Here is a 20,956-nt window from a genome sequence, read left to right as displayed (position 1 = left end):
AAGCTCACCCTGGGTGAGCTTTTTCTATGAAAGTGACTTCAGCAAGCAGTGGGGATTAGCCAAGCGGTAAGGCAACGGACTTTGACTCCGTCATGCCTAGGTTCGAATCCTAGATCCCCAGCCATTGCCATGTGCCCTTAGCTTAGCCGGATAGAGCGTTTGACTACGAATCAAAAGGTCGGGAGTTCGAATCTCTCAGGGCACGCCATTCATCTTCACCGAGTTACAAAGTGTGCTGAGATTTAGATTCGAACGTTAGAGTTCGTCGGAGCTGCGCTTCGAAAGCGCAGTCGGCTAAAAGCCGCATCTCTCAGGGCACGCCATTCATCTTTACCGAGTTACAAAGTGTGCTCCAACAGGCCATTTTATCTCGGGACGTAGCTCAGCTTGGTAGAGCACCTGGTTTGGGACCAGGGGGTCGCATGTTCGAATCGTGTCGTCCCGACCATATGCGTATGTAGTTCAATGGAAGAATTCCAGCCTTCTGAGCTGGCGGAATGGGTTCGATTCCCGTCAAACGCTTATCGATCCGTAGAGATCAGTGTACGAAGAGTGAAAAACGAAAGCCCTTCATCATCCGGGCTTTCGTTTTTTGTTTATGCCGGGGAGAGAGCCGGGATCCTATTAGAAGGAGATGCTATAATAGTCTCGTAAGTGTCCTAACCATGTGATGCGGCATTTGATTTAGTTGAAAGGGTTTGTCGGATATGAAAGCAAGTGACGATTTTTTTACCCGAAACATCAAACAAAACGGAGTTTCTTTAAATAACGTCCAGAAGCAGGCAGTTCTTCAAACGGAGGGAGCCTTGCTTCTTCTGGCCTCTCCGGGATCCGGGAAAACGACCACGGTCATCATGCGGATCGGCTACCTCATTGAAGAGAAGGGAGTTGTCCCGTCCCGCATTAAGGCGATTACATTCAGCCGCGCGTCAGCGGCGGATATGAAAGAGCGGTTTAAACGTTTTTTCCCTGATCTTCCGCCGGTTGATTTTTCTACGATTCACAGCATGGCCTTCGAGGTCGTTCGGGAGCATTTCCGTAAAACGAGGACGGCCTATCAAATCATTGAAGGCGACATCAGCTTGGAAGAACTGGGCGATTTGGATTCCGATAGTCCGCCTTTACATAAGAAGTTTATTTTACGGCATTTGTATAAAACGATCGCCCGCGAAAACATCACCGATGATCAAATGGACGAGCTCACCACCTACATTAGCTTCATCAAGAACAAAATGATTCCTGAAGACGAATGGTCGAACGTTCCATGTAATGTGAAGGAAGCGGGGCGAATCCTGTGGGAATATGAGACTTATAAACGGTTAGGCTCGAGCAAGCTGCTGATTGATTACGACGATATGCTGACCATCGCGAACGAGGTGTTGGAGAGGGATCGGGAGCTGCTGCGCAAATATCAGCAAAGGTACGATTATGTGCTGACCGATGAAAGTCAGGACACGTCGATGGTACAGCACGCCATTGTCGAGAAGCTGGTAAGGGAACATGGCAATCTGTGTGTCGTAGCCGACGATGATCAATCCATTTACAGCTGGAGAGGCGCGGAGCCTGCCTATTTGCTTAACTTCAGGCAAGTGTACCCGAATGCCGTTACGCTCTTCATGGAGCAAAACTACAGGTCATCGCAACATATTGTGAAAGCGGCCAACCAATTCATAAAACGAAACAAAAATCGGTACGATAAGAACATGTTTACTCACAACTCATCGCATAAGCCGATCCGAATCAGGAGCTTTGCCGATTACCCTTATCAGACGAAATACTTGGTCCAGGAAATCCAAAAGGTTGAAAGTCTTCGCGATGTGGCGGTGCTGTATCGAAATCATTCCTCTTCCATTCCTTTGATGAACGAATTTGACCGCGCGGGGATTCCCTTTTATATGAAGGATGCTGACATTCGTTTTTTCTCTCATTGGGTCGTGAAAGACATCTTGAACTTCATGCGAATGACCTTTACGGACAAGCGCGTTGATATTATGGAAGAAATTCATACCAAGCTTAACGGGTATATTACCAAGCAGCAGATGGCGGTACTGAAGGGAATCGACAATAACGAATCCGTCTTTGATAATTTGCTGAACTACGTCCCGCTGCAAGATTATCAGCGTAAACAGGTGCAGGAAGTCAAAGAAACCTTGCAACAGATGAAAGGCATGCCGCCGCTTGAGGCAATCCGGGTAATTCGAAACCGGCTTGGCTACGAGAAAGCCATCGACAAGATGTGTGAAAGGCTGGGATTCAGCAAGGAATACTTGACCGGTATTCTGAACACGCTGGAAGCGATCGCGGATACGCTCGAAACGATGGAAGATTTTGCGAAGCGGCTGAAGCACTTGGCGTCTCTGATGAAAAGCTCAAAGTCCAATAAGGACCACAATGCGGTGACCTTCTCCACCCTTCACAGTGCAAAAGGTCTGGAGTTCGAGCGGGTATATATGATCGATCTGATCGACGGCATCCTGCCCGCTTCCGCGGACATGGAGAAAAAGGCCGGAGGGAATCAGGCCCTCTTGGAGGAAGCCGTCCGTTTATTCTACGTCGGCATGACCCGGGCGAAAAGGGAACTGGAGCTGCTTACGTATCAAAAAAGGGATGGCGAAAAAGTAAAAGAATCTCCGTTTGTTGCGGACGTTCGCAGCATCGTCACGCCCGACAAGCCGCTGCCCAAACAGGAAGCGTCCGTCCAGGCAAATACGGTAAAGCCCGCGGTTCCCTTCAACCCGAATGCGATAACGAGCGCGGCTCAACTGAAAATAGGGCTGACGGTTCAGCACCGGTCTTGGGGGCGGGGGGAAATCGTCCAGCTGTCGGGGGAACGAATGGACATTCGCTTTCAGGCCGAGGTTAAGAAGCTTTCGGTTAAAGCTTGCTTGGAAATGGGGCTCCTGGAGCCGGGATGAATCTTTACAATCTCTTCGCATGCGGATGACATTCCGGAAACAATGCGCTGGTAAAGTAAAAATAGAAATGTGAGTTCCTTATACGAACCGAATAGACAAGGGTAGGAGACAAGGAGAAAACCCTTCATTGCAGCAATTGGATGAGTCGTCAAGTAAAGACTCTCCGGTTTCGTTTGCTGGATGAAGGGTTTTTTTGTGCTTTCCGAAACTGTGTGCGGGAGGGGTGGTAAGGCCGCCGCGCTTTGATGAACAAGCAGTCTGACCAAGGATGAAAGGGATGAGGGAAATGAACAGGTATAGGAAGTTATTCCATATGTGGATCATCGTCGCTTTATTAAGCGGCATGCTCCAGCTTAGCGTGCTGCCAGAGCAAGCTCAAGCGGCAGACGCGGGAAGAAAAACGCTCGACGTGAACAAAACGCGGCATGCTCCTGTCATTGACGGCAAGCTCGATGAATCCATCTGGAGCATCAATGAGCGTTTGGACAGACGGATAGGGGAAGGGGGGTTCCAGGAATCCCGCTTTGGCCTACTGTGGGATAACCGTTATTTATATATCGGCGTGAAGTCCGATGACGCGAATTTGATTCATAATGGCTCCGGGTATTGGTTCGAGCAGGATGGCGTGAACATTTTTCTGGATCCGACACAGCATCAGTCTGCGCCGTTTGCCGAGGGCGACATGCAGATCGGCTTGATGTATCAGCCGGGAACGACGACGCCGAAGCTGCAATTCGGGGCTGCGCTGAGCAATCACAGCGGCAAGGATGAGAAGAAGATATTAAGGGCGATTCAAACGACAGCTTCCGGCTGGTCGCTTGAAGTGGCGGTTCCTTGGGACATGCTTCATTTTGACCCTATGCTGAACAAGCGGCTCGGTTTGGAGATCGGCACAACCGACCGGTACGGCGACGATACAAGCCAGCAGCGGACAAGCTATTGGAGCGCCTATAACTCCAGCTCGTTCTGGAACGATACGAGCGGCTACGGTGTCGTGACGCTTGTAGACGGCAGCCCGGTTTCGGGGGATGTGAATCCTGTTCTTCTTCAGGAACATTTCGACGGCTATGCGGCAGGCAGCCTTCCTCCCGGCTGGATCTCGGATGTGAACAGCGGCAGCAGCCCGTTTACAGTTGTGCAGGATACCTACGGTAACGGAAGAATGCTATTTGACGGGAAGGCGTCGGGGAAGCAGGCCCGGGTCATCGCGCCCATTCAATGGGACAATTATGAGATTGAAGCGGATATGAGATTCGAAGGCGTGGTGAATGCCCAAAGATGGGCGGCGCTCATGTTCCGTGTGCCTTCTAACGGCAAGGTCCCTTACGATCAAATGGCTGTCCGGCAGAACGGCACTTATGAAATGGCTTATCGGAAACCGGATGGAAACTGGTTTTCACCGACGCCGATTTCCGGCATGTGGAAGCCGCTGACGTTAAATGAGGACTACACCTTGAAAGTCCGGGTATTCGGGAACAACGTCAAGGAATATATAAAAGCGAAAACCGATGCCGACTTTACGCTTTTGACGGACCAAACGTTAGGGTCAGATGTGCTCTTGGAAAAAGGCAAAATCGGATTTCAAGCGGACCAAAGCAAGGTTTCGTTCGACAACTTGAAAGTGACCCGAATTACGGCCGACAACCTGTATATGACGCTGCCGCCTACGATGGAGGCTCTGTCTGGCGCGGTTAATGTGACGGCCAGTGTATATTACTCCGACGGTATTACCGAAGCGGTGCCTTCCGGGATGCTCAAGTTGTATACATCGGATGAGAGTGTCATCAAAATCGTAAACAATCAAATCAATCCGCTCAAACCGGGTAAAGCGAAAGTGACGGCGATCTACGCCGATGCCGAATGGTCGCAGGAAATAACGGTAACGCCTTCTGCAGTCGGGGCCAAAGTAGTATCGCTTCAGCACGAGAGCGGTTATGTGCTGTCAGCCGCTGCGGGTCAACCGATCGAGCTCGACTCGATAACGCTGCGTGCGGACTACAGCGATTTTACATCGGGGCTGATGAAGGGAAGCGAAGTAAACTGGACTTCCGTCGATCCCGCTGTCGTGATTCATAGCGGCACAATGAAGGTACAACAAAAAGGCGTGTACACCGTAACCGCGGAAAAAGATGGTGTCCAAGTGTCCATACGGGTCGTAGCCAAGAATGCCGGCGACAGCGATTATGTGCTCTATGAAGAAAATTTTGACGCGCTTGCGAACGGAACGCTGCCGCAAGGCTGGACAAGAAAACAAGGGACAACTGCCGGCGCGGCGGCCGTGAATAACGGCGCATTTGAAATCGATGCAAGCGCGGCTCCCGACAACCCTTCGAGAGTACTGCTTCCCGATTATTTAGGGGCCTTCGGCAATTACAAGATCGAAGCCGACATTACGCATCTGGCGGCCAATAACACAGCGAGATGGAATTCCATCATGTACAGAATTCAGAACGATAATTACCCGTATTACCAGATGGCGGTCAGGCAGGATGCGACGGCGGCCAACGGCGTCGAATTTGCGGAGCGGACGCCTGCCAATGGTTGGAACGTCATGGAAAAAGGATCGTACACAGAAGCTATCAATCCGAATAAGCTGTACCATTACACGATACTAGCCTATGGAAACCGGGTGCAGGAATGGATCGGCAGCCAGCTTGTTATCGATACCGACCGGGCAACCAGCTATGCGAAGGGAAGAATCGGACTTCAAGCCGACGGAAGTAAAATGAAAGTGGACAATATCCGGGTCACCCTGCTGCAAACTCCGCTTCCGGCTATCGTGGATCCGTCGGACCGGTTCGTTCAGGTGACGGAGCCGGATACGAAAATCGCGATGGCGCCTACGGTAGTGGCGGAGATCACAAGTCTGGAGAACTTGGCCGGCTTCACCGGTCCTACCTTGCCGGCAACGGTCATTCTGCATGTGAACGGCGACCTGAAGGTGACCAATCCGACGGGCGAGAAGGAAATCGGCAGTCTCGATTCGGTTCTCGGCACGATTGGAACGAGGATGATTCCTGCCTTTTACGTGAAGGATGAGCTCTCCGTTGAGCGGTTGACGGAGTATTTAAAGAGCATCGGACTTGAAGACGCCTTTGTTGTTTCGAATAACGGAGATTTGATCAAAAAAGCGAGAACCGCTTATCCGATCATTCGCGGTATCGTCGATTTTACATCGGAGACGAATGGGTCCGAAGATCGATTGATCGATATCCGCAGACAAACGACGGCCAGCTTGGCCAAGATCGCGCTTCTGCCGCAGAGCGCCGCAACGCCTGACAATGTGAACTACCTTCAACAGCGGATGGTCTCGATCTGGACCAAGGAAACGGCGAATGCGGCTGACGAGAGCATCGCGATGCATCGTCTGATTACGGCCGGAGTGAACGGGATTGTCACCGACTCGCCGGATAAGGCGTTCGACGCTTTCAAGGTATATACCCATGACTTGACGCTGATCCGCAAGCCGTATATGATCGGCCATCGCGGATTGCCGACCAAAGCTCCCGAGAATACGATAGAAAGCAACCTTCTGGCGATTCAGGCGGGCGCTGATTTTATCGAGAACGACATGTATCTTTCCAAAGACGGGCATTTGGTTATCGTACACGATACCGATTTGACCCGCACGACGAACGGATCCGGGAATGCGGAAAATTACACGCTTGCGGAATTGAAGGCGCTCAATGCCAACAAGCCGATGCCGGCGGGCTACCCTGACGTGAAGATTCCGACCCTGGAGGAGCAGATCGATCTGGCCAAAGCGCACGGGAGAATGATTATGGCCGAGATCAAGACAAGCACCCCTAACGCTGTCGGCACCTACGTCCGGGTAATTAGGGAACAGGATGCCGAGGCGCTGATCGATACGATGTCTTTTCATGCCAGTCAACTGAAATTGATGGCTCAGCTGATGCCGGAGATGCCGCTGGGTTTACTGGTCAGTGCCGGTACGGTCAAGCAAGCCGATACGCAAAAATCTTTGCGCGATGCGCTCATGCTTGTCCAGCCGCTGAATGCTACTTTTAATACGGGCTATGACAGGGAGCTGAACAAAAACTTCCTGGAGGCCGCGAAGCACCGGGGGTTGATCGTATCCCCATGGACCTACAATAACAAAAATGATTTCATCAACATCTTTAAAAGCGGCGTCTATGGCATTACGACCGACTATGCGGACTGGGCCTCAGACTGGGCGGCTGCGCTCAAACCGGTGAATGACAAGTTCGTCCTGCAGCAGAACGAAACCATTCCGTTATCGTCCTATATCGTAACCTTTAAGGGTGAACAAAAGGATGTTCAGCCTGACATCGTATTGTTGGACGGACTGGATACGGTAGAAGCGAACGGCAGCATGCTTACAGCGAAGAAGCCCGGCAGAGCGCATGCCTTGCTTCGCTACTCGTTTGTTATCGACGACAACAATAAGTACGACCTCTATACGCAGCCGGTTCTCATTCATGTGGAGTCCCATAATGCCGATCTGGCAGGGTTAGAGGTGAGCGCGGGCACCTTAACGCCGGCATTTGCTCCGGATACGACAGCGTATCAATGGACGATTGGCCGCAGCGTAAGCACAATCCGGGTAACGCCAACGGCCGCCGATGCCTGGGCGACGTTGAAAGTGAATGGTGTCCCGACCGTAAGCGGCGCGGTATACGAGGCGGCGCTCAAGTATGGAACGAACCGGATTGCGATTCAAGTGACGGCGGACGACAACACGACGACCAAAGAGTATGTGCTGAGCGTACTCCGGCCCCAGCCTGACGACGAATCGAGCGGCGGAACTTCGTCGCCTGCTCCGTCTGCCGGCGCTCCATCAACCGGCGATGGCATTCGTGTCAAAGAAGAAGACGGCAGAAAAATCGCACAAACTACAGTCGACGACGCGGCGATTCGAGCCGCCGTGAACGGAGCCGACCAAGGCAGCATTACGCTGCAGGCCGTGGAAGAAGGCGAAGACATCGATCAAGCGATGATTTCGTTAACTCCGTCAGCGCTTCAAGTCCTTCAGTCGCAGCAAGCGGGCAGCACCGTCGTGTTCAAGACGAATCTGGGTGCATGGCAGCTTCCACTGGAGCAAATCGATGTCAGGGCATGGGCGACCAGGCTGGAAGTATCGCCGGACAAGCTCCATGTAACCGTCCAGATGACCAAGGATGACAAGGCTAAATCGGCTGCCGAAGCGAACGGCTTGCAGGTGCTCGCCTCCATCGAATTCAAGTTAACGGCGGCGGCGGAGAATGGAAGCAGCAGTGAAATCTCAAGCTTTAGCCGGTATGTGCCCAGAACGATGAAGCTGAACGGGCCGGTGAATGAACAGACGCTGGCAGCTGTGCGGGTTGAAACCGATGCGAACGGAAACACCGTGTATCAGCCGGTTCCGTTTGCTCTTGCGGATGGCGAAGCGGCTCTGTACAGCAGGTCCAACAGCACCTATATGCTTCTGGACCGCCGTGTAACCTTTAGCGATTTGAGCGGGCATTGGGCTAAACAGGATGTAGAGAGAATGGCCGCCAAATGGATTGTTCAAGGTGTCGATGACGACAAATTCGCGCCGGACCGGGAAGTCACGCGCGCCGAATTTGCCGCGCTGCTCGTGAGATCGCTGGGGCTGGCCGCCGCAGCTCCGGCAGGCGCAACGTTCAAGGACGTCAAGCCGGGGGACTGGTTCGCGAGCGCGGTAAATACCGCGACCGCTAACGGGCTCGTCACCGGTTACGAAGACGATACCTTCCGCCCCTACGGCTATATCTCGAGGCAGGAAATGGCCGTCATGATTTACCGGACCATGCAGTTTGCCGGTTATCGCGCAGCAGATCCGGCCGCCGGCAACGCCTCTTTCTCCGATGAATCGGTGATTGCTGCTTGGGCGAGGGAAGCGACGGCCAAACTGGCGGGCCTGCAAATGGTGAACGGCGTGTCAGCGAATCGTTTCGCGCCGGAAAGCACGGGAACGAGAGCGGAAAGCGCGGTGCTGCTGAGCAGAATGCTTCGTTCCATCGATTTCTCCAACTAACGTAAGGCAGATAGCTGTCCCCACCACGTTTGGATATGGTGGGGACTTTTGAATATTAACACTCCGCAAACAATCGAAGGGTATAGTGGTAGTAAGCAAGCCTTGGAGGTGCACACGCATGAGCAATTATCCGATCATCGCTTCGGTTACGAAAGAGGAGCAAATTTCGAAAGTGCTGGAAAGCAGCGTCACGCGCGTGAATTTAATGGCAGGACATATCGGCAATCTGGAATCGATTATTCAACACATTCATGAAACAGGGAAACAGGTTTACGTCCATTTGGAGATGGTTTCGGGTTTGGGCAGGGATGCGCATACCGTCGAATATTTGGCAGCGAAGTTCAAGGTGGACGGCATCGTAACGACGAAGTCGAACGCGGTCGCTGCGGCCAGGCAGGCGGGAATCAGAAGCATTCAGCGCATCTTTGCCATTGACACTGCGGCCGTTCAAACGGCTGTTCGAATGATTGCGGGATCACATCCGGATGAGGTCGAGCTTATGCCCGGGTTAATGCCGAGGGTCATTCGCGAGCTGAAGAACACGATCAAGCAGCCGCTGATTGTCGGGGGATTGATCCGTTACGAGGAGGAAATCAGGGCTGCGCTGGAAAGCGGCGCAGATTTTATTTCCAGCGGTGATCCGTCCATGTGGAAGCACCCATTTGCACGCTGAAATTTACAAAACCTATGAACGGATTTTATCGTCCCTTGACAAAACTGCCTTATACTAAGTTTATATCGAACATATTTGCTGGTTACGATGGGTTGAGAACAGGAGAAAACCCTTGTTCAGTAAAATGTAAAAAAAAGCCGGGGCATCTGTGCGATGTGTCCGATGACGCTTATTTTACATTTTCGGACAAGGGTTATTTTTATTGGAAAGAGGTAGAGCGGTGACAGAACAGGGGACGCATCAGAAGAACGGGTTCCAGCCTTGCACAGGGGATGGCGCCAAGGAAGAAGGGCGGGTAAAGAAGCGCCCCGCCGGTTTGAATCAATTCGAAGGTTATTTGTTCGATCTGGACGGCACTGTGTATGCCGGCAATTCGATACTGCCGGGCGTGCTGCCTACGCTGAACAGGCTTCGCGAACAGGAGAAATCGCTGCTGTTCGTGACGAATACGACGATTCGCACCATCGAAGAGGTGCAGCAGCGGCTTGAACAGCTCGGGGTCGCATGCAGCGAGGATGAAATTATGACGGCGCTCAGCGTGGCCGGACTGTATTTCGGGGAGCATGAGCCGGGCGCCAAGGTGTTCATGATCGGCGAGCGGGCCATGAAGCTGGAGCTGGAACGGTACGGCGTGGAGACGACCGAAGACGCGCTGAGCGCAACGCATGTGCTGGTCGGATTGGACAGGCAGTTTACGTATGACAAGCTGACTCAAGGCATGAATGCCCTTCGCAATGGGGCGCTGCTCCTTGCAGCCAACCCGGACCCGTTCTGCCCGATCGACGACGGAGCGATTCCGGATACGTGGTCGCTGGTGAAGGCGCTGGAGACGGCGAGCTTACGAGAGACGTTCAAAGTGATCGGCAAGCCATCCGCCTATTACGCGGAAAAGGCGTTCGAGAAGCTGTCTGTCGACCCCGGACGGTGTCTGATGGTCGGAGACCGGATCGAAACCGACATCCGCTTCGGCAACGCGAGCGGCATGTATACGGCGCTTGTGCTGACAGGAGCCGATTCGCGCAAAGACATCATGCTGACGGGCGTCGAGCCGGATTACGTACTCGCTTCGTTAAGTGAAATTATCGGTGAACAGCGGCTATATACCGGAAGAAGCGGTACCAGCTAATACGCTGCATCAAGGGATTGTCCGAGCTGGATCATACCGGCAGTAACCTTCATTAGGCGAAGGATCTACATAAAACAGAAATTTAGGGAGGAATTTATCTATGAAAAAAGTATTGCTATCCGTGCTTGCGACAACATTCGTCCTGTCGGCTTGCGGCCAAGGAACAGCCGACAAGCCTGCAGCACAGAACGGGAACGCAAGCTCAAGTCCGGCCGAAACGGCCAAAGCCGCCGATAAGCCGGTAGACGTGCAGTTTTATTTTCCGGTAGCCGTCGGCGGTCCGATCACGAAGCTGATCGATAAATTGGCCGACGATTTCCATAAGGAAAATCCGAACATTACCGTGAAGCCGGTCTACGGCGGCAGCTACCAGGATACGATGACGAAAGTCGCGACGGCTGTGCAGGGCGGTAATTCGCCGGATATCGCGGTCCTCTTGTCTACCGACTTATACAGCCTGCTCTCGATGAATGCGATCGAAGACTTGACGCCGCGGTTTTCCAAAGATTATTTTAACGGCTTCTATGAAGCGTTCATGGGCAACACCAAGTCCGGCGATACCGTATGGAGCGTTCCGTTCCAGCGCAGTACGATCGTGATGTACTACAACAAGGATCTGTTTAAGAAAGCGGGACTCGATCCGGACAAGGCGCCTGCCAACTGGAACGAGCTGAAGGAAGCCGCCAGCAAGCTGACGGTCAAAGACGCATCCGGTAAAGTGACGCAGTGGGGCATTGAAATTCCAAGCACCGGCTATCAATACTGGATGCTGCAGGCGATGTCGCTGCAAACAGGCACGAACATCATGTCGAACGACGGCAAGAAGGTCTATTTCAATAAACCGGAAGTGCAGGAAGCGCTGCAGTTCTACACGGACCTCGGACGCAAGGATAAAGTCATGCCTGAAGGCACATTGGAATGGGCGACCGTACCGTCCGATTTTATCAGCGGCAAAACCGCGATGATGTTCCATACGACAGGCAATCTAACGAAAGTGAAGACGGATGCGAAATTCAATTTCGGCGTAGCTTTCCTGCCGGCTAATAAGCAATACGGGTCTCCGACAGGAGGCGGCAATCTGTACGTGTTCAAAAACATTCCGGAAGAGCGCAAGGCAGCAGCGGTGAAATTTATCGAGTTTCTGACGAAACCGGAGCGGGTAGCCCAATGGTCGATCGATACGGGGTATGTCGGAACGACGAAGGCTTCCTATGAAACCGATTTGCTGAAAAATTACGTGAAAGATTTCCCGCAGGCGGCTGTGGCGAGAGATCAGCTGCAGTATGCGGACAGCGAACTGTCGACGTACCAAAACGGGCAAGTGACCAAGCTGTTTAACGACAATATTCAGGCTGTGCTGCTCGGTAAAATGACGCCTAAAGAAGCGCTCGATAAATCCCAGCAGCAGGCTGACGAAATTCTGAAAAGCTTCCAGAAGTAGCAGTCAATCACAGCCGAAACGGACGGGATTATCACGGCATAGGTGCCGTAGTAATCCCGTCCGTTAGGCAGTCGCGAACAAGCAGGACGTAGAAAAAGGGGGATTCGAATGATACAATGCGCGCCGGGCGCCAAACGAAAAATCAACTGGAGAGAGAACGGCTTCGCTTACGCGCTGCTTCTTCCTTCGCTTGTGTTTCTGGCTTTGTTTACCTTCTATCCGACGATTAAATCGGTGTATGTAAGCTTCTACAGCTCGAATTTGTCCGAAAGGAAGTTCGTCGGCTTCGACCAATATGTACAGGTGTTTCAGGATGATGTGTTTATGAAGGCGCTCGCCAACAATTTACTGCTCGTTCTTGGCACCGTGCCGGTAAGTATTTTGCTGGCGCTCTATCTGGCGGTTTGGATCAACAATAAGCTGAAGGGGACAAGTCTGCTGCGCGCGGCGTTTTTTTATCCGACCTTTATACCGATGATTGCGATCGCCAACATCTGGCTGTTTATCTATACGCCCGACTACGGATTGTTGGATAAATTTATCGGTGTCTTCGGCTTGACGGGGTACAATTGGCTGGGCGATCCGGATTGGGTCATGCTGTCGATGATCGTCATGATCATCTGGAAGGAAGCGGGGTTTTTCATGATCTTTTATTTGGCAGGACTGCAGAACTTGCCGAGGGAAGTGTACGAAGCTGCGGAAATGGAAGGCGCGAGTCCCTTCCAGGCTTTTCGCAAGATCACCTTTCCGCTCTTGATGCCGACAACGCTGTTCGTCATGGTGATTGCCACAACGAACTCCTTTAAATTGGTCGACCACTTATACATCATGACAAAGGGAGGCCCCAATAACGCGAGCAATTTGCTGCTGTACCATATTTATGAGACGGCGTTCAGCTTTTGGGATATGGGCAAGGCGTCCGTGCTGACTGTCGTGCTTCTCGTTATTTTGCTTGTTATTTCCGTTTTCAATTACGCCTATCTGGACAAACGGATCCATTACTAGGAAGAAGAAAGGAGTTCTTCTATGGTGGCACGAGCGATCAACCGTTCCATTATCGTATTGTTGGGGATGGCCTTTCTGGTTCCGCTGGTTTGGACCGTTGTCACATCGTTTACTCCCTCAAGCGAAGTCATCACAAGAATCAATCCGTTCGCGATAGAACATCCGACGTTTGCCAATTATATATCGGCATGGACGACCATTCCGTTTCTTCGGTACTACTCGAACACGATTTTGATCGTTACCGGCATTTTGGCGGTGCAGCTGATTACGGTTACGCTGGCTGCTTACGCGTTTGCACGGTTGCGTTTTATCGGACAGGGCGTCGTCTTTATTCTCTTCTTGACGCAGATCATGATTCCGCCGGACATTCTGATTTTCCCGAATTATTCAACGATGAAAGAGCTCGGCTTGATTGATAACAAGCTGGCAATTATGCTGCCTTATTGGGCTTCCTCGTTCGGCGTGTTTCTGCTGCGGCAGACGTTCAAGCAAATTCCGCTTGATTTGGACGATGCGTCTAAGGCGGACGGAGCCAAATGGTGGCAAACGCTGTGGCATGTATATTTGCCCTCGGCGAAACCGACTTATATCGCATTCGGGCTCATCTCGGTCAGTACGCACTGGAGCAATTTCATGTGGCCGCTTATCGTAACCGACTCGGTGGAAACCCGGCCGCTGACCGTCGGCATCGCCATATTCGCCCAATCGTTCGAGACGGGAGCCCAGTGGGGAACCGTAACGGCGGCGACGCTGCTGGTTATCCTGCCGCTGCTGCTCGTATTTTTCGTCTTCCAGCGTCAGTTTGTCGAGAGCTTCATGCATTCCGGATTAAAGTAAAAGAACGAAACATGAGAAGAGGGATGGAAGGATGATCGGGATGAATTGGAATCGTAACACGCCATGGGTATTTGCCCATAGGGGGGCGTCAGGGGAAGCGCCGGAAAATACGCTCGCTTCATTCCGGCAGGCGATCCTGCAGCAATGCGATGTCATCGAGCTGGATATTCATTTGACAAGCGACGGGCATGTCGTCGTCTGTCACGATGAAACGCTCGACCGTACGACGGACCGGAGCGGAGCGATTGCAGAGCTGACGCTGGAGGAAATCCGCCGGGCGGATGCCGGTTCCTGGTTTGACCCGGCTTTTGCAGGCGAACGAATTCCGCTGCTGCAGGAAGTGCTGGAGCTGGTGCCGGCTGAGATCGGCTTAAATATAGAGCTGAAGATGAGCTGCGGCGGAAGATTGGAAGAGGCGGCGATCAAGCTTCTCCGCGAGAACGGACGGCTCGATTCCGTGCTGTTCTCCTCCTACGATCACAAGCTGCTGCACCGGATCAAGCAGCAGGCGCCTGAAGCGCGCATCAGTCTCGTTTACGACTTCAAGCCGCTTCATCCGCTCTCGCTTATCCGTGATTTCGAGCTGGATGTGTTCGCCGTGTCGCTGTATCACGGGATGGTGGAACAGGAAGACGTCGAGGCCATTCGCAAGCATGGCAAGCATGTCATCGTGTGGACGGTCAATCAGGAGCCTGCGATGCGCCGGATGCTGGATTGCGGGGTTTCCGGCATCATCACCGATCACCCTGCCCTGTTGAAAAGTTAGGAGCATGGATAAGCACGAAAGTAGCTAGTGCCTGGTAACAGCGTAAACTTGCGCATGTTGCTCAGGCGCCGGCTTTTTTTTATTTTTCAAAGTCCGCGGTAGTTAAAAGTGATGGTCTAATGCCGCCCCTTATGGTAAATTAATTACAATTTATATCTTCCCAAAAAAAAGGAGGATTGTCGGATGACCAACCCGAGAATCGACAACGGGTATTCGGAACATCAAGCTCGGAAGCCCGTCGGTCAAACGTCGTCGGTCGGCTTCCAGGTGGGGGTTCGAAGAACGCTGCCGCTGCCCCAAGAGCAGGCATGGCGCTTGCTTACGTCGCCGGAGGGCTTATCCTGGTGGCTGGGCGGGCTGTCCGCCTTGCAGCTGGAACCCGGGCAGCGTTTCTTCTCCAAAGAAGGCACGTCCGGCGAGCTGCGGATCGTAAAGCCGCTCGAACAGCTCCGGTTGTCGTGGCAGCGAGCAGGTTGGGAGCAAGCTTCGACTTTGCAAATTCGTTTACTGGCTGCGGCCGGCGGCAGGACGACGATCAGCTTTCATCAAGAAAAGCTGAAGGATGCGAATGTGCGGGAACAGATGAAGCTGTATTGGGAAGAGGTGCTGGCAAGGCTTACGGAGAAGGCTAAGGCGAAGTAAATCACGAGCGGTGAGCTTTGTGAATCACGAGGATGGTCGACCTTCGACTCGATCGGGTATGCTGAAATCCGGCTCGCCTAAACCTAGTAAACAATTTCGGAGGTACGACAACATGACCGTTGGGAACGGAGCCGGGGCTGAAAAACGCCGACTGAGTCAACTTTACTTTTTGTACTACGCCGCTGTCGGCATCTACATGCCGTACTTGGCGCTATATTTGCAGCAATCGGGCATGAACGGGGTGGCGATCGGCAGCACCATGGGGCTGCTGCCCGTCATTGGGGTCATCTCTCCGCTGTTTTGGGGGTGGCTGTCGGACCGATGGGGGAAAACCGTCGCCGTGATGGCCATTCTTCTGGGCGGAGCGGCCTTCTCGCTGATTCTCTTTATGAGCATGCGGCAGCTTCTGCTGACCGTGGCCGTTTTAGTGCTGATTACGCTGTTCATTAACGCCTATCCGTCCCTGTTGGACGGGATGACGCTATCTTACCTGCAAACCGCCTCCGGGCAGTACGGCCGGCTCCGGGTGTGGGGCTCGGTCGGTTACGGCGTCGGCGGGATGATCGCCACCGCCGTACTGTGGCGGCTGCCGATGGGAAGCTTGTTCCTGACTGCGGCGTTGATTTTGCTGCTCGGGATAGCCGTAACCTTGAGGCTGAAGACCGCCTCACCGTCTTCCGCCGACAGAACCGGCCGAGCTCAAGGCCCCCGAGGACTGGGTTCGGCACCGTTCGTCTTGTTTCTGCTGATGGCGTTTCTGCTGCAGGTGGCAAACAGCTTCTACGGCTCGTTCTTCGGCATTTACATTCACGACGTCGGGGGAACGCAAAGCGCGATCGGCATCGCCAACGTCATCAGCTCGGTCTGCGAGCTTCCGTTCTTTTATTACGCCTCCACGGTCGTTGCGCGCTTCGGCGCCTTAAGGACGCTATCCGCAGCCGGGCTGCTGTATGCCCTGCGGTGGGGCTTGCTCGGGGCGTTCCCCGGGATGGCGACGGCTTACAGTACGCAGCTGCTGCACGGCTGCACCTTCTGCTTGTATTTCGCTGCGGCCATGGATTACATCGCGCGCTCGATACCGGAGCGTTCCCGAACGACCGGCATTGCCGTCTTCACAGCCGTCATCGCCTTGGCGGGTATTCTCGGCAACGTGATGAACGGCTTTTTGTATGATTACCAGGGCTTGCTGTCGATGCCCTATGCGTCGTCCTTGTTCGCTGTGCTCGCCGGGAGCGGCTTCATCGGGCTGGAACGGCACGAGGCGCGTTTACGGGCTCGAGGCTCCTTATCGTGACTGTGTTTGGATAGACCGGCAGCGGGAGCGTACGGCTGCGCGCTGCCGTGTGCCCGGTATTGTCCGCTTCCAAACGATGGGGAGTATGGGCGCAGGAATGCCGGATGGCCCCCGGGCCGAGGCTGGAAAGCCTGATTGTCCGTATTCCAACCGGGGCGGGGGGTTAGCCCGCCTGCGCACTGCTCCTGCTGACCGTTGGTGCGGACGTTATCCGGTAGGGAGGAAGGCGTCCGCAACTGATTTCCATCCGGAAGGCGGAAAAAAAGGATTGTCGAAAGCAAATAAATGTAGTAATATCAGATTAAGCGCTTAACCCGGATGGGAACGGCGCTTGAGCCAATAGAGGTGAAGCGCTTAACCCAATAAAAAAGTTTCATGTAGAAGGGAGTTTCACGATTTATGAGCACGATTCGTCTTACGATGGCACAAGCCTTGCTCCGGTTTTTGGATGCCCAGTACGTTTCGATGGACGGGGTTGAAACGAAGTTCGTGCAAGGCGTGATGGGAATCTTCGGTCACGGCAACGTAACAGGGCTCGGTGAAGCGCTCGAACGCAGCGCCGGCGCCTTAACGTATGTACAAGGCAAAAACGAACAAGGCATGGTTCATGCTGCAACCGCTTTCGCGAAGCAGCGCAACCGCCGCCAAATTTACGCCTGCACGTCATCGATCGGCCCCGGGGCTTTAAACATGGTCACGGCGGCGGCTACTGCCACGGTCAACCGCATCCCGGTGCTGCTGCTGCCCGGCGATAATTTCGCGACCCGCCAGCCGGACCCGGTTCTGCAGCAGCTGGAGGTGGCCGGCGATTATACCGTCTCGGCGAACGATCCGTTCAAGCCGGTCAGCAAATATTGGGACCGGATTACACGTCCCGAGCAGCTGCTGACGGCCGGGCCGAACGCGATGCGCGTGTTGACCGACCCGGCCGAGACAGGCGCGGTGACGCTTGCCCTGCCGCAGGATGTACAGGCGGAAGCTTACGATTACCCGCTGTCGTTCTTCGCAAAGCGGGTGCATTATATCGACCGGCGGCCGCCGGCTCCGGATGCGGTGAAGCGTGCGGCGGAGCTGGTGCGCGGCAAGCGCAAGCCGCTGCTGATCGCCGGCGGCGGCGTGCTGTACGCGTCCGCGACGGCGGAGCTGGCGGCATTCGCCGAGGCGTTCGGCATTCCGGTAGCCGAGACGCAGGCGGGCAAAAGTTCGCTGCCGTGGAATCATCCGCTGAACGTCGGAGCGATCGGCGTAACCGGCACGCTGGCCGCCAACCGCCTGGCGCAGGAGGCGGATCTCATTATCGGCGTCGGCACGCGGTATTCCGATTTTACGACGTCGTCGAAATCGGCGTTCAGGAACCCGGACGTGCAGTTCGTCAACGTGAACGTCAGCGGCTTCGATTCGGCGAAGCTGAACGGGGTCGCGTTGACCGCCGATGCGAAGGAAGCGCTCCGCGCGCTGCACGAAGCGCTGGCGGCGTCGGCCTACCGCAGCGGTTACGCCGAAGGGGACATTGCGGCGCAGAAGGCGCAATGGGACGGGGAGGTCGACCGCTTGTACGCGGCGGAGCACGAAGCGGGCTTGGCGCAAACCCGGGCGCTCGGCGTGATCAACGAGACGATCGAGCCGACCTCGGTCATCGTATGCGCGGCAGGGAGCTTGCCCGGCGATCTGCACCGGCTGTGGCGGCCGGTTGAGCCGAAGACCTATCACATGGAATACGGCTTCTCCTGCATGGGCTACGAGATTGCCGGTGCATTCGGCGCGGCGCTCGCCGAGCCGGACCGTGAGGTGTACGCTATCGTGGGCGACGGCAGCTACCTGATGCTGCACTCCGAGCTCGTCACCAGTCTGCAGGAAGGACGCAAAATCACGGTGCTGCTGTTCGATAACCACGGTTTCCAGTGTATCCATAACTTGCAGCGGGGCCACGGCAGCGACGGCTTCGGCAATGAATTCCGCTACCGCTCGAACGAAACGGGCCGGCTGACGGGCGGCTACCTGCCGATCGACTTTACGGCGCATGCGCGCAGCTTGGGGGCGAAGGCTTACAAGGCGACGACGCCGGAAGAGCTGAAGGACGCACTGCTGCGGGCAAAAGGTGAAACCGTCACGACGCTGATCGAAATTCCCGTCGTACCGGGCACGAACACGGACGGGTATGAGTCGTGGTGGAACGTCGGCGTGCCGGAAGTGTCCGTCAGCGACAAGGTGAAGCAAGCAAGCGAACGCATGAATGCGCGTATTCAAGCGGTTAAACTCATATAACGGAAAAGGGGGAGTCCGGGCATGCCGAATCCTGAGCAACAGCAAAAGCCAGTGCTGCCTTTTAAGCTGGGCATTCATCCGATCAACTGGGTCGGCGAGGACGTGAAAGAGCACGGCGCGGATACGACATATGAACAAATTTTGGACGAAATCGCGGCGCTTGGTTTAACCGGGACGGAGATGGGGCGCAAATATCCGACCGATCCGGAGGTATTAAAGGCGGAGCTGTCCCGACGGGGCATCAGGCTCGTATCGCAGTGGAAGTCGGTGCTGTTCTCCGACCCGTCCTACCGCGAGAGCGAGCTGCAAGCGTACCGGAAACACGTCGAGTTTCTGAAAGAAATGGGCAGTCAAGTCATCAGCACGTGCGAGATCGGAGGATCGCTGCATTTCGATCCGCGCCGTACGCCGAACGAGAAGGAAGTGCTTCGGCTGGACGAGGCCGGCTGGCAGAGCCTTGCGGAAGGGTTGAACGCCGCCGGTGCCATCGCCAGGGAGTATGGCCTTAAGCTGACGTATCATCATCATGGCGGAACCGTGGTGGAGCAGCCGGAAGAGATCGACCGGCTGATGGAGCTGACCGATCCGGAGCTCGTGTACTTGCTGTTCGATACCGGCCACGCCTACTACGGCGGGGCGGACCCGCTGGAGGTGCTGCGCAAGTATTACGACCGGATCGCATACATTCACCTGAAGGATATCCGGCAGGAGGTGCTCGATCAGGCAAGGGCCGAGCAGGCGGATTTCGTCACCTGTATCCGCAAGGGCGTATTTACCGTTCCGGGCGACGGCTGCCTTGATTTTACCCCGATCTTCCGGGAACTGCTGTCCCGCGGGTACGACGGCTGGGCGATGCTCGAAGGCGAGCAGGACCCCGTCGTGCATCCGGCTTACGAATATGCGAAGAAGGCGATCGCGCATATCGAATCTCTTATTTCCAAGGAAAGAAGGTAGCGAAGCGATGACCTATGTCACATTTCCGGCGGAGAAGCCGCTGGACTTTGTCGCCATCGGGCGGCTCTGCATCGACTTAAATGCGAACGAAATTAACCGTCCGATGGAAGAGACGATGACGTTCACGAAATACGTCGGCGGTTCGCCGGCCAACATTACGATCGGGATGGCGCGGTTCGGGCTCCGCACGGCATTTATCGGGAAGATCGCAGATGATCAAATGGGCCGCTTCATCGCCGATTACTTGCAGCGCAACCGGATCGAGACGTCGAACGTCGTCACGGACCGGACCGGGGCGGTGACGGGGCTTGCTTTTACGGAGATTAAAAGCCCGACCGACTGCAGCATCCTGATGTACCGCGATAACGTGGCCGACCTCAAGCTGACGCCGGACGAGGTGAGCGAAGAGCTGATCGCCCGGTCGAAGGTGCTGCTGATCTCGGGGACGGCGCTCGCCCAGAGCCCGTCGCGGGAAGCGGTGTTCCAGGCGCTGCATTATGCCAAGAAACACGGCGCGGTCATCGTCTTCGACCTGGACTATCGGCCTTACACGTGGACTTCGCCGGAAGAAACGGCCGTCTACTATAACCTCGCCGCCGAGAAATGCGACATCCTGCTCGGCACGCGCGAGGAGTTCGATATGATGGAGCGGTTCGATGCGAATCCGGAGCACAGCGACGCCGTGACGGCGGGCAAATGGTTTGATTACTCGGCCAAAATCGTCATCATCAAACACGGCAAGGAAGGCTCCATCGCCTATACGCAGGATGGTGTCGGCCATCGGGCACAAAGCTATCCGGCTCGCGTCGTCAAAACCTTCGGGGCGGGCGACTCGTACGCGGCCGGGTTCCTGTACGGCGTCATGCAGGGCTGGACGCTCGAGAAGAGCATGGCCTTCGGCAGTGCGTCAGCCTGCATCGTGATCTCCAGCCACAGCTGCTCCGACGCCATGCCGACAGCCGAGCAGGTGCACGACTATATCGAACGCTGCAACCGCGGTGAAGTGACGGCTTCTTAAG

13 protein-coding genes and 4 tRNA genes are annotated in these 20,956 nt (G+C 54.7%); all 17 read left to right on the top strand.

What is annotated here, in order from left to right:
• Positions 1 to 49 precede the first annotated feature (49 nt).
• The 17 genes from PVA01S_RS02990 to iolC all read left to right on the top strand — a co-directional run bounded on the left by PVA01S_RS02990 (position 50) and on the right by iolC (position 20,955).
• Positions 50 to 124: transfer RNA gene (locus PVA01S_RS02990), tRNA-Gln, on the top strand.
• A gap of 7 nt (positions 125 to 131) precedes the next feature.
• Positions 132 to 208: transfer RNA gene (locus PVA01S_RS02985), tRNA-Arg, on the top strand.
• Positions 209 to 371: 163 nt separating this feature from the next.
• Positions 372 to 448: transfer RNA gene (locus PVA01S_RS02980), tRNA-Pro, on the top strand.
• Positions 449 to 451: 3 nt separating this feature from the next.
• A tRNA-Arg gene (locus tag PVA01S_RS02975) sits at positions 452 to 522 on the top strand.
• A 185-nt stretch (positions 523 to 707) separates the two neighbouring features.
• Positions 708 to 2,915, top strand: a complete 2,208-nt coding sequence (locus PVA01S_RS02970; RefSeq protein ID WP_127605035.1) for an ATP-dependent helicase — start codon at positions 708 to 710, stop codon at positions 2,913 to 2,915.
• Positions 2,916 to 3,228: 313 nt separating this feature from the next.
• Complete coding sequence (locus tag PVA01S_RS02965; RefSeq protein ID WP_244932879.1) at positions 3,229 to 8,934, top strand: glycerophosphodiester phosphodiesterase family protein; 5,706 nt, start codon at positions 3,229 to 3,231, stop codon at positions 8,932 to 8,934.
• A gap of 118 nt (positions 8,935 to 9,052) precedes the next feature.
• Positions 9,053 to 9,607, top strand: a complete 555-nt coding sequence (locus PVA01S_RS02960; protein ID WP_054800343.1) for a glycerol-3-phosphate responsive antiterminator — start codon at positions 9,053 to 9,055, stop codon at positions 9,605 to 9,607.
• A gap of 220 nt (positions 9,608 to 9,827) precedes the next feature.
• Complete coding sequence (locus PVA01S_RS02955) at positions 9,828 to 10,733, top strand: HAD-IIA family hydrolase (RefSeq protein ID WP_244932878.1); 906 nt, start codon at positions 9,828 to 9,830, stop codon at positions 10,731 to 10,733.
• 100 nt (positions 10,734 to 10,833) lie between these two features.
• Positions 10,834 to 12,174 (top strand): ABC transporter substrate-binding protein, encoded by a 1,341-nt coding sequence (locus tag PVA01S_RS02950; protein ID WP_127605031.1) that lies wholly within the window; start codon positions 10,834 to 10,836, stop codon positions 12,172 to 12,174.
• 108 nt (positions 12,175 to 12,282) lie between these two features.
• Positions 12,283 to 13,179, top strand: a complete 897-nt coding sequence (locus tag PVA01S_RS02945) for a carbohydrate ABC transporter permease (protein ID WP_127605029.1) — start codon at positions 12,283 to 12,285, stop codon at positions 13,177 to 13,179.
• A 24-nt stretch (positions 13,180 to 13,203) separates the two neighbouring features.
• The gene (locus PVA01S_RS02940; protein WP_127605070.1) at positions 13,204 to 14,016 is read left to right on the top strand and encodes a carbohydrate ABC transporter permease; all 813 of its coding nucleotides are present in this window, start codon (positions 13,204 to 13,206) and stop codon (positions 14,014 to 14,016) included.
• A gap of 40 nt (positions 14,017 to 14,056) precedes the next feature.
• The gene (locus PVA01S_RS02935; RefSeq protein ID WP_127605027.1) at positions 14,057 to 14,782 is read left to right on the top strand and encodes a glycerophosphodiester phosphodiesterase; all 726 of its coding nucleotides are present in this window, start codon (positions 14,057 to 14,059) and stop codon (positions 14,780 to 14,782) included.
• Positions 14,783 to 14,965: 183 nt separating this feature from the next.
• Positions 14,966 to 15,424 (top strand): SRPBCC family protein, encoded by a 459-nt coding sequence (locus PVA01S_RS02930; RefSeq protein ID WP_127605025.1) that lies wholly within the window; start codon positions 14,966 to 14,968, stop codon positions 15,422 to 15,424.
• A 112-nt stretch (positions 15,425 to 15,536) separates the two neighbouring features.
• A complete protein-coding gene (locus PVA01S_RS02925) occupies positions 15,537 to 16,718 on the top strand; it encodes an MFS transporter (protein WP_164751713.1) in 1,182 nt (393 codons plus the stop codon).
• Between the two features lie 399 nt (positions 16,719 to 17,117).
• Positions 17,118 to 18,983: a 3D-(3,5/4)-trihydroxycyclohexane-1,2-dione acylhydrolase (decyclizing) gene (gene iolD / locus PVA01S_RS02920; protein WP_127605021.1), complete on the top strand. Its 1,866-nt coding sequence runs from the start codon at positions 17,118 to 17,120 to the stop codon at positions 18,981 to 18,983.
• A gap of 21 nt (positions 18,984 to 19,004) precedes the next feature.
• Positions 19,005 to 19,937: a myo-inosose-2 dehydratase gene (iolE, locus tag PVA01S_RS02915; protein WP_054796329.1), complete on the top strand. Its 933-nt coding sequence runs from the start codon at positions 19,005 to 19,007 to the stop codon at positions 19,935 to 19,937.
• 7 nt (positions 19,938 to 19,944) lie between these two features.
• The gene (gene iolC / locus PVA01S_RS02910; protein ID WP_127605019.1) at positions 19,945 to 20,955 is read left to right on the top strand and encodes a 5-dehydro-2-deoxygluconokinase; all 1,011 of its coding nucleotides are present in this window, start codon (positions 19,945 to 19,947) and stop codon (positions 20,953 to 20,955) included.
• Position 20,956 lies beyond the last annotated feature (1 nt).

The organism is Paenibacillus validus NBRC 15382 (assembly GCF_004000985.1).
Taxonomy (GTDB): domain Bacteria; phylum Bacillota; class Bacilli; order Paenibacillales; family NBRC-103111; genus Paenibacillus_G; species Paenibacillus_G validus.
The sequence above is the reverse complement of the archived record's forward strand: the minus strand, read 5'-3'. Positions and strand labels throughout refer to the sequence as shown.